At 39.8% G+C, this 14,563-nt stretch carries 12 protein-coding genes and 1 pseudogene; 5 read left to right on the top strand and 8 right to left on the bottom strand.

What is annotated here, in order from left to right; all coding sequences use genetic code 11:
• Positions 1–30 precede the first annotated feature (30 nt).
• Positions 31–651, bottom strand: a complete 621-nt coding sequence (locus MUS1_RS07095) for a phosphoadenosine phosphosulfate reductase domain-containing protein (RefSeq protein WP_036160905.1) — start codon at positions 649–651, stop codon at positions 31–33.
• A gap of 421 nt (positions 652–1,072) precedes the next feature.
• Here MUS1_RS07095 and MUS1_RS07090 point away from each other — a divergent pair, with 421 nt between their 5' ends.
• From MUS1_RS07090 to MUS1_RS07080, 3 genes are all read left to right on the top strand, one after another.
• Positions 1,073–2,065 (top strand): tripartite tricarboxylate transporter substrate binding protein, encoded by a 993-nt coding sequence (locus tag MUS1_RS07090; protein WP_036160618.1) that lies wholly within the window; start codon positions 1,073–1,075, stop codon positions 2,063–2,065.
• Between the two features lie 87 nt (positions 2,066–2,152).
• Entirely contained in the window at positions 2,153–2,668 is a 516-nt protein-coding gene (locus tag MUS1_RS07085) for a tripartite tricarboxylate transporter TctB family protein (protein ID WP_036160616.1), read from the top strand.
• 7 nt (positions 2,669–2,675) lie between these two features.
• On the top strand, positions 2,676–4,187 hold the full coding sequence (locus MUS1_RS07080) for a tripartite tricarboxylate transporter permease (protein ID WP_036160614.1): 1,512 nt from the start codon (positions 2,676–2,678) through the stop codon (positions 4,185–4,187).
• Positions 4,188–5,003: 816 nt separating this feature from the next.
• On the opposite strand, the pseudogene MUS1_RS07075 reads toward MUS1_RS07080, so the two are convergent.
• The 3 genes and pseudogenes from MUS1_RS07075 to MUS1_RS07065 form a co-directional block, all read right to left on the bottom strand.
• A pseudogene (locus MUS1_RS07075) lies at positions 5,004–5,147 on the bottom strand (IS5/IS1182 family transposase); the annotation flags it as partial.
• A gap of 65 nt (positions 5,148–5,212) precedes the next feature.
• Positions 5,213–6,022: a 2,5-didehydrogluconate reductase DkgB gene (gene dkgB / locus MUS1_RS07070; RefSeq protein ID WP_036160612.1), complete on the bottom strand. Its 810-nt coding sequence runs from the start codon at positions 6,020–6,022 to the stop codon at positions 5,213–5,215.
• A 13-nt stretch (positions 6,023–6,035) separates the two neighbouring features.
• Positions 6,036–7,223 (bottom strand): MFS transporter, encoded by a 1,188-nt coding sequence (locus tag MUS1_RS07065; RefSeq protein WP_036160610.1) that lies wholly within the window; start codon positions 7,221–7,223, stop codon positions 6,036–6,038.
• Positions 7,224–7,391: 168 nt separating this feature from the next.
• Between MUS1_RS07065 and MUS1_RS07060 the strand changes: the two genes are divergently transcribed.
• Entirely contained in the window at positions 7,392–8,282 is an 891-nt protein-coding gene (locus MUS1_RS07060; protein WP_036160606.1) for a LysR substrate-binding domain-containing protein, read from the top strand.
• A gap of 701 nt (positions 8,283–8,983) precedes the next feature.
• On the opposite strand, the gene MUS1_RS07055 is transcribed toward MUS1_RS07060, so the two are convergent.
• The 4 genes from MUS1_RS07055 to MUS1_RS07040 form a co-directional block, all read right to left on the bottom strand.
• Positions 8,984–9,826: a fumarylacetoacetate hydrolase family protein gene (locus tag MUS1_RS07055; RefSeq protein WP_036160604.1), complete on the bottom strand. Its 843-nt coding sequence runs from the start codon at positions 9,824–9,826 to the stop codon at positions 8,984–8,986.
• 40 nt (positions 9,827–9,866) lie between these two features.
• Positions 9,867–10,601 (bottom strand): SDR family oxidoreductase, encoded by a 735-nt coding sequence (locus MUS1_RS07050; RefSeq protein ID WP_211236440.1) that lies wholly within the window; start codon positions 10,599–10,601, stop codon positions 9,867–9,869.
• Positions 10,602–10,606: 5 nt separating this feature from the next.
• Complete coding sequence (locus MUS1_RS07045) at positions 10,607–12,211, bottom strand: aldehyde dehydrogenase (NADP(+)) (RefSeq protein WP_036160601.1); 1,605 nt, start codon at positions 12,209–12,211, stop codon at positions 10,607–10,609.
• 84 nt (positions 12,212–12,295) lie between these two features.
• The gene (locus tag MUS1_RS07040; protein ID WP_036160599.1) at positions 12,296–13,264 is read right to left on the bottom strand and encodes a LysR family transcriptional regulator; all 969 of its coding nucleotides are present in this window, start codon (positions 13,262–13,264) and stop codon (positions 12,296–12,298) included.
• Positions 13,265–13,376: 112 nt separating this feature from the next.
• Between MUS1_RS07040 and MUS1_RS07035 the strand changes: the two genes are divergently transcribed.
• On the top strand, positions 13,377–14,558 hold the full coding sequence (locus tag MUS1_RS07035) for a fumarylacetoacetate hydrolase family protein (protein WP_036160596.1): 1,182 nt from the start codon (positions 13,377–13,379) through the stop codon (positions 14,556–14,558).
• Positions 14,559–14,563 lie beyond the last annotated feature (5 nt).

Below are 14,563 nucleotides of genomic sequence, written 5' to 3'. Positions count from 1 at the left end.
CTGATTATTTTGAAAGGCTTATGCGGCCTCTTATAACTGAGTATGAAGACCGCATTCACGGTTTGATAAACCTTTCGTTGGGTCAAAATAACTTTGAACATTCGGCAAATCATGTTCGTTCAGATAATTTTGCATATCAGCTTCTTTCCAATGTAAGAAAGGCGCAACTTTTATAACACCATCAGCACCTTGGCTAATCACTTCCATATTCTTTCTAAACTCTGTTTGTTCTGCCCTAACGCCTGTAATCCAAACATCGGGAGCAACTTCTTTCATCGCTCTGGTAAACGGCTCCAGTTTAAAGTTTTCTGTAAACTCAACATGACGATCTTCTCCCACATCTGGCACACCACCAAACGCATTATCCCAACGAGCGGCAGTAATTTTCGGAGTGTAAACTTGAACATCCAACTCCAATGATCTGATTAGCTTCTCAGCAACGACATAAGTATCTCGAGTGTTATAACCAGAATCCGCCCAAACAACAGTAATGTCTTTCTTCGCGGCAACCGCTGTGTGTAAAACAACCGCTTCGAATGGCCCAAAGTGTGTTGATACAATAGGATTACTACCCTGCTTAACAGCCCACTCAATAATTTCAAGAGGTGTTGCATCAGCCAACTCTTTATTCACTTTTGATATATCAATCATACAAAAACCCATAAAAACAATCTAAAAAATCATTTAGCTAGAATGCCATTAATCGCATGAATTATCTACGGAATTGATAGAAATCTTCTCGAATAGAATAAATAAAAACACGGTAAGTCCGATGAAAAAAGCTATTTGGCTTACGATAAAAGCAACGTTAATGTCTCATGGCAAGGCTGAAAGGTTAAAAATGAACAGTTTCATTTACGAGGCTTATTCGCATGCACCTTAAATTCAAGTATCATTTAGCCATGAGGAAATATAACAACATCAAATAGATAGTATCTTTCTCTATTTTTCTTCATCCATTAAGATGATGAAGCTAAAAAGTGTGATCCATTTTTAATGCCACAACTAACAATAAAAAAATGCTCTACTATGTCTAGAGCTACCCCATCAAAAGGGTAAACCGGAGAAAATAATGAAAAAAATAACATTTGCTTTGCTCGCAACCCTCTCTCTTACTAGCACGGCAAGTTTTGCCGACTACCCTAACAAAGACATCCAAGGTGTCATCATGTGGGGAGCTGGTGGCTCAACCGATAATGTTATGCGCTCTATTGCTCCTCATGTTGAAAAAGAACTTGGCACAGACCTAATTCTGACGAATAAAAGTGGTGGCGTTGGCGCAATTTCAATGAAGTACGTTGATAAGAAAAAAGCCGATGGTTACACCTTGCTAATGGGCGCTGAAAACCCACAAATGCATAGGGTATTGGGACTTTCTAATATTGATTATAGTGATATGATTCCTATCTCTCTTTTAGCTCGTGGCACGCCAATGATTATGGCAAGAAGCGACGCACCTTATGACACCATGCAAGAATTTATCGATTACGCCAAAGCGAACCCAAACAAAGTCAAACTTGGTTCAACAGGCAAAGGCGGCCTAACATCCATCGTATTAGCCATGTTAGCTTCTCAAGTCGAACTGGATTACATCAGTATTCCTTATAAAGGCGATGGTCCAGCACTAACCGCTTTACAAGGTGGAGCGATTGATGTGATGCCTGCAGTACTGGGCGCAGCCATTGAGCATATAAAAGCAGGCCGCATGAAAGCGCTAAGTATGGTTGATGTAGAAAGAAACCCTTTATTGCCTAACGTCGCACCGATTACAGACACGTTACCAGGCATGAAAGCTTACCTTCCTTGGGGACCATTTTTTGGCGTATTTGTGAAAAAAGACACACCTGATGACGCCGTTAAAACACTGCAAGCTGCCTTTAAAAAAGCGGCGGTGAACCCAGACTTTGTAAGTCTTATGGAAAAAAGTGGTTACACCATAATGAATACCTCAGGCGCGGAAGCAAGTTCATTTCTTGAGACTTACCGCTCTACTTCCTCTTGGTTAGTCTATGACGCTGGTTTCAGTAAGTTTTCACCAGAGAAATTTTCTATCAGCAAACCATAGCTGTCTAGATCTCCATTGACCGCATAGAGTGATAAAACAAGTTAGACTGGTTTTATCACTCTATTTTTCGTTTTATCTAGGGTAACAATGTCCAGTCAATTCTCTTCACAAAAAACACGCAAACCGGGTGAACGTACTTTTGGTTTATTATTGGTTCTAGGCAGCGTGTATTTGTTTTTTCAAGCGTATAGCATTGCAGGATTCAGCGAATTAAGTTCCGCTGGTGCCTTTCCTATGGCGACTTCTGCGGCAATGGTTCTGGCCTCGTGTATTATCTTTGTTAATACTCTGAAACTTCCTGCAGCCAAAGGCGAACGCTTTGCTCATAATTGTTTGCCTCCTATGGTAGCCATTATTATGGCTCTCATTTTGGTGTATGCAGTAATACTCGAAAGCCTTGGCTTTATTCTTTCGAGCTTTTTATTTTTGTTTATTACCATTCAGTTTTTATACCGTCGTAGTGTACTAACCACATTGTCTATCACCTTACTTTCTTTGATGGTGGTCTACGTCATTTTTCGCCTCGCTTTTCAAGTGGTATTGCCAGAAGGCATTGTCCCTGAGCGTGAAATCATAGCTTCAATTAAAGCCTTGTGGAGATAATCATTTTATGGATTCTTTGAGTTTTTTCGCCATGTCATGGCTATCTCCAGAGTTGCTAGGATTAACCGCATTAGGGACTTTTTTAGGCATCTATGTTGGTGCTATTCCGGGATTGTCAGTCACGATGGCCGTTTCCATCTTGATCTCTTTCACCTTTTCATGGGATGTAAACAATGCGCTTTGTCTTATGATTGGTGTTTATATGGGTGGCGTGTATGGTGGTTCTCGAACCGCCATTTTATTAAATATACCAGGAGCGCCTTCGGCTATTGCAACGGCATTAGACGGTTTCCCATTAGCGAGAAAAGGCCTAGCGGGAGAAGCGATTGGCTTATCCACCGTTATGTCTGTTATCGGCGGTTTTGTCGGCATTATTGTACTGGCTTTGGCAGCGCCTTCTATTAGTGAGTTTGCCATCACCTTCCAACCACGTGATTACATGATGCTTGGCATATTAGGCATTTTATTAGTCGGTTCGCTATCTGGTAACAGCCTCGCTAAAGGCATTTTCGCAGGAGCTTTGGGGTTACTCATCGGTACTGTTGGATTGGACCCAATGACAGTCGAAGAGCGTTTTACCTTTGGTGTGATAGAGCTTTGGGACGGCATTAATCCTATTGCTGTGATGATCGGCATGTTTGGTATTTCAGAAGCCTTACACCAGCTTCACCATATGGATAAGGCCGTTATAAAACAGAAAATTTCTCGTATCATTCCAAAATGGGTTGATATCAAAAAGTACCTACCTCTTAGCCTACAAACTTCTTTTATTGGCGTCATTATTGGTGCTTTACCAGGCACAGGTGGAGACATAGCCGCATTGATGGCCTACGATCACGCCAAGCGAGTGACGAAAAATCCAGACGTACCTTTTGGTGAAGGCGCGAAGGAAGGCTTAATCGCACCAGAATCTGCTAACAACGCCGCCGTAGGTGGTGCGTATATTCCGATGCTTACATTAGGTATTCCGGGAGATGCAGTAACTGCCGTCTTTATTGGTGCGTTATTCATTCACGGCCTAAACCCTGGCCCTCTGCTTATGATAGAGCAGCCACACATGTTCTGGTTTACCGTTGGCAACCTCGCCTTGGCGAATATTTTCGTATTGATTTTCGGTTTAACGGGGATTCGAATGTTCTCAAAAATTGTCGAATGCCCTAAAGGCATCTTGATACCGCTGATTTTTCTACTTTCGATTGTTGGCGCTTATGCGATTAACAACGCGATTACGGATATTTGGTGGATGCTAGCATTTGGGGTATTCGGTTACTTTATGCGACTTTACGGGTTTCCAGTTGGCCCCGTTATTTTAGGTGTGATTTTAAGCTCTCTGACAGATGAAAACTGGCGTCGCGCCATTCTCACAGAACGAGGCAGCGTAACCGACTTGTTCATTCATTTATTCAGTAGCCCATTATCGACTGTATTATTTATGTCGATTGCGCTTATTCTTTTTACCCAAACACCTGTTTGGAGCAAATGGATGAAGCCAAAATTGGCTCGTCGGTTTTCAAACTAAAATATGAATATTAAGATCACTAGGCATTCACTAAATGATCCAACATGATTAAAAGCACACTCTTACATTAGCCAATGCGGCTTGATTCTGCTCGCTTGTGATTTCTATCGAAATGTTATTCGATGGAAATTACTGGCGCTGCCCACCAACAATCATTTCAAACACTAGCTTACTGTAATGGTCAAGTAATTCTGTAGGACTAAGCAGATTCGAACTGCTGACATCTACCATGTCAAGGTTACTCTGAATATTCCCCTACATGGCATTCAACAACTTTATATAACGTATTCAATGCCTTAGTAAACATACATCCTTTGAATCAAAGCAACATAAGGCAATAAAGCTCTATATCATGGGATTTTGGCCCATTTTGGTCCCCTCTTACCTCATGACCTCTACCCTTCTAATCAAAGCATCCCAAATTAGCTCATACCTTAAAGACCAAAACATCCATAAATGCATGCTTTCAATTACTTTGAATCAAAGCATGTTTTTGGACATTTGTGTTGCTTTGATTCGCAGTAAAGTAGAATTTCCGTGGGATTAAAGCCTTATCAGCACCATAAAAGGTCTACAAAAAATAACCTATTAAGTGTTATTTTGTAGACCAAGTCACAAAATGATTTGTTCGAGACCACCCCACTTTTACGCTCAACCGCCCCTTAAAGCGCCTTCCATTTACCCACTTTTCAAAACGCCTATGATGCGTTTATGGACTCCATTCAAATTACATTTTGATTTGATTAATCATGTTATTCAAATCATAGGGGGGGGTTATGTGGATATGGCAGCAAGAAAATTGGCCTCACTGGACTTCCCAGCATTTGAATAGAAGGGTTCAATAACCGCTTCAAGCTGCCACGGCATCAAGTTATCCATTCGAGCCAAGAAAATCTCTTTGCGTGTTTTACGACATTTGTTGTTGAATTCGCTGTCGGCAAAAGTGAGTTGATGTGACATGGGAATACTCGAAGGTTAAGAATGAATTGTCTAATGGGAAGGACTTGTTCGCATCTTTCCTAACACTATAGATCCCATTTCGGAGAAAAATCAGGGTTAGCTTGTCTATCATTACAGTCCAATTCGGCAATATAATTCATGTCGGCATCGCTTAGTTTAACGCTTACTTGTTCAAAGTTAGACCTAAGATTCTTACGTTTAGTAGACGACGGTATCGTGATAATATCACGTTGAGCTAACCACTGAATAACCAGCTGTGCAGTACTGATCTGATTTTTTTCAGCAATAGATTTTAGCGTCTCATTTGCTAATACTTTGCCATAGGCAAACGGCATGTATCCTGTCACTTGAATACCATTGGCTTGGCAATAGTCCACCAATTTGTCATTTTGCAAATATGGATGCACCTCGATTTGATTAGTGAATAGTTCGCCTTCACCAAGAATATCTAACGCTTGTTGAGTTAGGGCTATGGTGAAGTTAGAAATACCAATTTCGCGTGCTAGCCCCATCTTTTTCGTTTTTTTCAATTCATTTAGATACAGCGTCATATCTACCTCATCTTGCGGTGACGGCCAATGAATCAAAAGTAAATCAACATAATCGATTTTCAACTTAGAAAGACTCTCTTTCACACTTTCAACGAATTTGTCCTCACTAAAGGCTTCGAACCACACTTTTGTCGTGATAAACAATTCGTCTCTTGGGATACCACTATCTGCAATGGCTTGTCCCACTTCGGCTTCATTACCGTAGATTTGTGCTGTATCAATATGGCGATAGCCTTCTTCTAACGCCATTTTCACAGAGTCATAAGCGACTTTATCTTGTCGTCGAAAAGTGCCCATTCCCAGCGTAAAATTGATATTTTTCATAGCACCCTTCCTATTACACGTTATTTAATTGGACTGCAAAACGGTCTTTTTTATCTAAGTAACCGCTAAAGCGTGTCAAAACCAACGCCACCAACACAATGACACCACCAACCCAAGCCGTATCGATTAAACGATATTGATCAACAATGTGTCCGCCAATCAGCGCTCCTAAAGCAATCCCTACATTAAACGCAGCGATATTTAAACCCGAAGCAACGTCTACTGCGTGAGGCGTTTCTCGCTCAGCAATTTGCACTACATACACTTGCAAACCAGGCACATTGCCAAAAGCAAAGGCTCCCCAAACTAATACCGTTAATAACGCTAACCATGGATAAGGCGCAGTGAAGTAAAAAAGAACCAGTACAACAGCCAAAGCCAAGAAAATATAAGACAAGGCACTAACCGGACCAATGCGGTCGGCCATTTTTCCGCCCCAGATATTGCCAATCGCTACCGATACGCCATACACCAACATGATCAAACCAATGGCGGAAGATGGGAAACCACTCACAGATTCAAGAATGGATGCGAGAAATGTAAACGCCACAAACGTTCCACCGTAACCTACTGCTGTCATGGCATACACCAAAAGTAAACGTGGCTTAACCAATACAGACATTTGTTTTACCAAACTGGCACTCGGGGATTGTTTTAGATTATTTGGCACCAAGATAGCACTGCCAATCATGGAGACTAAGCCCAATGCTGAGACAACTAAAAAAGTCGCACGCCAGCCGAAATGCTGCCCAATCCAAGTTCCTAATGGAACACCGGTAACAAGGGCGACTGTCAAACCTGTAAACATCAAGGCAATCGCGCTGGCTTCTTTTTCTTTCGGCACCAAACGAGTCGCTATCGTCGAACCGATCGAGAAAAATACTCCGTGAGCCAATCCGGTTAAAATACGCGCCACAATCAGTGAGTTGTACCCCGGCGCTGCCCAAGCCAGCATGTTGCCAAGAATGAACAAACTCATTAGACCAATGAGCAACCATTTACGATTAAGCGCTCCCGTTAAAGCGGTTAACACTGGCGCGCCAATCGCAACACCTAACGCATACAAACTGACAAGCAAGCCTGCACTGGGCAAGTTGACAGACAAATCATTTGCTATCGTCGGTATCAAGCCGACAATAACAAATTCTGTGGTTCCTATTGCAAAGGCACTGAGTGTTAGCGCCCAAAGAGCAAGTGGCATAATCATGAACTCCTATGTGAAGAAACATCCCTTAAAGAAAGCAGTTCTTAAAAGAAACATTTCAAGTTTTGTTGGAGTGAAGTATGAAGCTTGCTAATATTTACAAAAACAGCATAAATGACAAATTACTTTATCGATAAATGCAAAAATAATGTAATGGAATAATCAATGAATAGCATCCGCTCTAAAACGGAAGACTTAGAAATATTACTTGCGGTTGCCGATCATGGGGGCTTCTCAGCGGCGGCCAATGCATTGGACATTCAAGTCGCAAAAGTATCTCGTGCTGTGGCACGCTTAGAACAAGAACACGCTTGCAGTCTATTTACACGTACGACACGAAAAGTCAGCCTAACGTATGAAGGCGAACGTTTTATCATGGCGATTCGCAGTGCTATGGAACAGATTGCTGGTGCGGAGTTTGCGCTAACGGAGCAAAAAACACGCCCTAGCGGTCGATTACGCTTAGATGCCGCCAGCCCTTTTGTACTGCATCAATTAGTACCCTTGGTTAAACCTTTTAAAGCAGCGTATCCAGACATCGAGCTTGAGTTGGTATCAAGCGACAGTATTATTGATTTGATTGAAAAACGAACCGACCTAGCGATTCGAATTGGTGCATTAACAGACTCAGGTTTACACGCAAGCCTGCTCGGCCGAAGCCAGCTTCACATGGTCGCCTCACCAAATTATTTACAAGCACATGGCACACCGAACTCCGTAGAAGAATTAGCTCAACACGACATCATTGGCTTTTCGGACATTACCAGCCTAAATACCCTACCAACGACTCCCCCCATCCAATTGACAATGAACCTTAAAGCCAGTAGTGGTGAAACCGTTCGTCAATTATGTTTAGCGGGCAATGGTATCGCTTTGCTTTCTAACTTTATGGTGAGTAAAGACATCAAAGAGGGAAATTTAGTTAGCTTATTATCTGGGTCAATAAATACCCCTAACCCTAGAGAGCAGGTCAATGCGGTGTACTACAAACATACAGCTTTAGCATCTCGCATCGAAGCATTTTTAACATTTATTAAATCTCGCCTTGATTTATAGCGCTTTATACTACCCCTTAAGCATTTTTCAAAGAAGCGCATTAACATAATCTCATGTGAAGTGTCTTCGATGGCTGGATCACTAATACTTTACCAATGTTGTATATAATAGCGGATAAGCTGTTCTGCCATCCGCCTGCTTTAAGGTAAAACAGCCTCAACCCAAGACATCAAACCACTAGAACTTGAACTGATGATAACTGATTTTATTTAGACCATTACAGGTTGATTGCGGCTATTTTTTCGAAATAATAGACAAGCAAAATAAAAACTTTAAAAAAGCATCTTAGAAAAAATAAACAACCTATTAGAATGTGATATATCAAAGCCAGTATTAGAGCAAAAGTCGAACATGCCTTTAGAAGACGTCAAGTATCAGCTTAGTTTTAGAAAAGTATTTATCGTGGATTGACTAAAAATAACAATAAGTTAGCGATGTTATTCGTACATTGCTAATGTAGTCAGAGTGGATCAAATGATACGAGTGATGAGGGATTAATCCGTTAAAAACTCACTAAATGAAGCTTATTTAGCTTCATTTAGTGATAAGAAATTTATAAAACGATCTAGCCAATTACTGTTAGTGCGTTTTGCAAAAAATTAAAGATGAATAGTTCAACTTATTCGCAGGTTCCCTAGTTAATCAGTTATTAAACATATAAAGTACAGAAAATCCTGTCATAGAAGTTAGTATCACTGAGCTTAGGCTTTTACAACAGTTTGACGTTGAACTCCGAGTTTATCAATTCCCAGTTTCATTTCTTCACCACCTTTCAAATAAATAGGTGGATTAAAACCTAAACCAACTCCAGGAGGAGTACCAGTTGAAATGATGTCACCCGGTTGCAGACTCATAAAGCGGCTACAGTAGGCAATTAAATGAGGTACTTTGAAGACCATGGTGGACGTTGAACCATTTTGATAACGCTTACCATCCACTTCTAACCAAATACCAAGATCATTAAAGTCACCTACTTCATCAGGCGTAACTAACCAAGGGCCTGTTGGGCCAAAAGTATCGCAACCTTTACCTTTGTCCCATGTTCCTGTGCCTTCTAATTGAAAAGCTCGCTCTGAGACATCATTAATGACACAGAATCCGGCAACATGCTTCATTGCATCCGCTTCAGAGATATCACTGCCACCTTCACCAATGACAACACCTAACTCCACTTCCCAATCAGTTTTTTCTGAGCCTTTAGGAATTTTGACATCATCATTCGGACCGACAATTGCCGATGTCCATTTACTAAAAATCACTGGTTCTTCTGGGACTGGCATGCCTGATTCAGCAGCATGATCAGCATAATTCAAACCAATACAAATAAACTTACCAACATGATTTACACAAGGTCCAATTCGAGGGTTTCCCTCTACTTTTGGAAGAGAGTTAATATCTATTTTTTTTAATTCAGATATTCCTTTATTACTTAGAGTGTTTCCTGAAATATCATCAATGTACCCGCTTAAATCACGAATCTGATTTTGATCATCCAGCAACCCAGGTTTCTCAAAACCCTTAACGCCATATCGTAATAATTTCATTACTATTCCTATTACTTAAATATTGTATAAATAATTATATTTAGATGCTCATTCCGCCATCAATAACCTGTACTGTTCCAGATGTGTAACTTGAGGCATCTGAACCAAGGTATAGAGCTAACTTTGCTATCTCTTCAGAAGTTCCGATACGTCCCATTGGCTGACGATCAATAAATTGCTGATAAACAATTTTTTCAGAAACACCCTGCTGCTCTGCTTGCTCAGTGATACGCTGTCGTAACGAGGGAGAGTCGACAGTACCTGGACATATCGCATTACACCGAATACCTTGGCCAATAAAATCCGATGCAATAGATTTTGTAAGACCTATAACTGCAGCTTTACTTGCTGTATAAGCAAAACGATTAGGAACACCTTTAACACTAGAAGCTACCGATGCCATATTTATAATGGCACCTCCTCCTTGCTCTATCATGCCAGGTAAAAATGCTCGGACTATTCGATACATCGAAGTTACATTAAGGTCAAAAGATTTATTCCATGCATTCTCATCACACTCTAGGATATTTCCAGCATGTACATAGCCAGCACAATTAAAAAGAACATCGATATTTCCGATTTTCTCAACCAAAGCAGAAATTTCTGATTCAGAAGTTACATCAAGATAAAGCGCAGTAAGTCCCGGCAACCCTTCTAGATTTTTGATATTAATATCGGTTCCATAAACATCAGCACCTGCATCTAAAAATGCTTTCGCACTAGACAACCCAATTCCTTGACCTGCTGCAGTAATTAGTACTTTTTTACCTTTCATAAAAATCATCTCGCTACTTTTAAATTGTTTTGAATTAAGCTTGTTGTTTTCACACCATTGACCAAACGTAATATCCCTAAAGGGTTATTATTTTTAAGAGCATCTGGTAAAAGTGAATCTGGGTAATTTTGAAAACAAATAGGACGTAAGAATCGATCAATAGCTAATGACCCTACTGATGTTCCTCTAGAGTCTGAAGTGGCAGGAAAGGGCCCACCATGAACCATTGCATCACAAACTTCTACACCTGTTGGATAACCATTAATAAGCACTCTACCAGCTAGATTTTCAAGTATCGAAAGTAATTCTACAGAGTCATTCAACTCTTCTTCTTCACCTATTAATGTAGCTGTTAACTGTCCATGCATAGCATTAAGACAAGCTGTTAATTGCGCCATATCATTCACTTCAATAACAATAGAAGCAGGACCAAAGATTTCCTCTTGAAGCAATTCATTTCCACTCAACAGTAAATCAGCAGGTGCTTGATATAAGTAAGCCGTGGCTTTGTTATCAGCACTTTCCGAGCTAGCTAACATATTAATCTGTGGATGATTTTCTAATTTTTCACATCCTTTTTTATAATTAGCTAAAGCGCCACTATTCAACATAGTTTTACTTTGTTTAAGTGATATTTCATCGGTGACTTTACTAATAAAATCACTAAACTGTGGTGAACTAACACCAATAATAAGACCAGGATTAGTACAAAATTGACCAACACCTAAAGTGATTGAATCAGACAGTTCCGTGGCTATTTTATGACGTCTTGTGGCTAGAGCTTGAGGTAATAAAATAACGGGATTAATGCTGCTCATTTCTGCAAATACAGGAATTGGATTAGGTCTACTTGCTGCCATATCAGATATTGCTTTACCCCCAGATAAGGAACCAGTAAAACCTACAGCTTTGATATCAGAATGTTTTACTAATCTTTCACCAACGCCAGCACCAAATATCATACTAAAAACACCATCAGGCATAGATGTTTGCTCAGCAGCTCTCAATATCGCGATTGCCACTTTCTCAGCTGTTTCCATATGCCCACTATGTGCTTTAAATATTACAGGACATCCTGCTGCTAGTGCTGAGGCGGTATCTCCACCTGCGGTAGAAAATGCTAAAGGGAAATTACTTGCTCCAAAAACAGCCACAGGACCAACACCCATGCGGCATTGGCGAATATCAACTTTGGGGACTGGAGATCTATCAGGAATGGCAGTATCAATTCTGACATCATAAAAATCACCACGTATTAATAAATCAGCAAACAACCTCATCTGATTACTAGTACGTCCACATTCCCCTTTTATACGGGCTTCATCTAAAGCTGTTTCTTGTCGAACTAAATCAAAAAAATCATTTGAGAGGCCATCTAACTCATCAGCAATTTTATTCAAAAATTCTGCACGACGACTAGCTGAAAGCTTATTGAATATCGGGAATGCAGATGCAGCGAGTTGACACGCAGAATCGATTTCATCGTTAGTTGCTTGATAAAATGAAGAAGGTAACTCAAGATTTGTAAAAGCATTTCTACTTTTTAAAATGACATTACCATTGGCACTACGGGTATTACCGACAAAATTGTAACCACTATAATCAGACATATTTTTCCATATCGTTTTATTATTTACGATAATTTATGTCCAATATTGATAACTTACCAATGGTCTTTATTGATTAGTTGATAACTAAATGGAATCGATAAGTGGATTTCCAGCATCTAAAGTTTGTTTTGCATTGTATTGAAGAATGTTGGCGAACTCTAAAGCTGGCCCTAATAACTCCTCGTTTTTCCTTTTTAAAATGCCGTAAAATTGAGGCGCTAAGTCTAAAGGTGTTTGAAGTATCGTAAACATTCCACTTTCGATGTGAGGTTTAACCATTACAGTTGGTAGCATTCCGATCATTGGACCGCGTTGTAACAATTCAAGAAAAGTGTTTACTGATATTGTCACAATAATGTTTTGCGGTAATACAACTCCAGCATTAGAAAATGACTCTTCCATACGATTTCTGATAGGTGTTCCTTTTGGGTACAGTAACCAAGGCCAATCAAATAACTTATCAAGAGAAACCACTTCTTCCTGACAAAGAGGGTGACTAGAGTTAACAACCACACAAAAATTTTCAGGAGCTAAAGGGATAAAATCAAAGTTCTGCTGTTGATCTTGTTCTGCAAGTCGGCCTATTGCTAGATCTAAAGTGTTTTCTTTAAGCATCGTCATTAGATTTCCGCTTGTTTGTTCTACCAATTCTACATTTAATAAAGGGAAGCGCTGCTTTATTTCAATAATGGCTTCTGGAATTACTACAGAAGTTGCCGCAAAAATAGCTCCCACTTTTAGGTAGCCATATCCCCCCTTATGTAAACTATTAATATGCTCAACAAAATTTTTGGATTCATTTAATGTTGTGTGTGCATACCTAACAACATGTTCACCTAAATTTGTTGGAACCATGCTTCGTGTCTGTCTTTCAAAGACCTCAAAACCAAGCAAGGTTTCTATTTCTTTTAGCATTTTACTCACTGCAGGCTGGCTCAAATTCATTTGCTGAGCAGTTAAATGCATATTTTTCGTTCGCCCAAGTGAGTCTAACAAAAAAAGATGTCTAAATTTTACCCAATTACAAAAAGCAGAAAATGAAAAATCAGACATAAATCCTCTAATACTGATAACGTGTGGTTATTGAATATCGACAATATATCATTGGATATTATTGATACGCCACCCTAATGTACATATCTAAAAAAAAAAGGAAGTATGATTTATGTCGATCAAGCCTACAAAACAGGATACCTTACCTCTTGATGCCAGTCAGGCTTTACTGATCGGCCGAGCTTGGGTACCTGGTACGCCTTCTGGACCATCTATTATTGTTATTCGTGAAGAAGATGTCTTTGATATATCCGCACACTTTCCAACGCTAAGTAGCTTTTTAGAGCTAGATAATTCTGCAGAGGCCTTCTTAACAACACCCGGGAAGTATTTATGCAGCGTAAATACGTTGTTAGAGAATTCTCATGAAAAAGCAGATATAAATACACCGCATCTTCTTGCACCAGCTGACCTTCAAGTAATTAAAGCCGCAGGCGTTACATTTGCATCAAGTATGATAGAGCGAGTAATTGAGGAACAAGCTGGAGGAGAGTCAGCAAAAGCAAAGGCAATAAGAAATACCGTTGAACAAGTTATCGGTAATAATTTAAGTGCTGTTGTTCCTGGTTCAAAAAAAGCAATGCAATTAAAAGAGCTACTGATCGAAAAAGGGATGTGGTCTCAATACTTAGAAGTAGGCATTGGTCCAGACGCTGAAATTTTTACGAAAGCACCAGTACTATCAGCAATAGGTACCGGAGCTTTTATAGGTATACACCCAAAATCTGAATGGAATAATCCTGAGCCCGAAATTGTTCTAGCCGTTAATAGTAAGGGAAAAATTCAAGGTGCAACATTAGGAAACGATGTAAACTTACGCGACTTCGAAGGGCGAAGCGCATTATTACTAAGTAAGGCAAAAGACAATAATGCATCATGTGCAATAGGCCCTTTCATTCGTCTTTTTGATGATAACTTTACTTTAGAAGACATCAACACCTGTGAAGTGACTCTTCAAGTAAAAGGGACTGATGGATACACCCTGCAAGGGTTATCTTCAATGAATAAAATTAGCCGTAGCCCTGTCGATCTAGTTAAACAAACAATTAATGAAAATCATCAATACCCTGATGGTTTCCTTTTATTTTTAGGAACTCTATTTTCACCGACACAAGACCGTGATGACATCGGTGGTGGTTTTACTCATAAATTGAGTGATGCTGTAATGATTAGCACACCTAAGATTGGGATGCTCTACAATTCTGTAACTCACAGCTCTAACGCAACTCCTTGGGTATTTGGAATAAATTCATTAATACAAAACTTAGTGAAAAGAAACCTTATTAAAAAATAATTAAA

The organism is Marinomonas ushuaiensis DSM 15871 (genome assembly GCF_000521805.1).
In the GTDB taxonomy this organism is placed as follows: domain Bacteria; phylum Pseudomonadota; class Gammaproteobacteria; order Pseudomonadales; family Marinomonadaceae; genus Marinomonas; species Marinomonas ushuaiensis.
The sequence above is the reverse complement of the archived record's forward strand: the minus strand, read 5'-3'. Positions and strand labels throughout refer to the sequence as shown.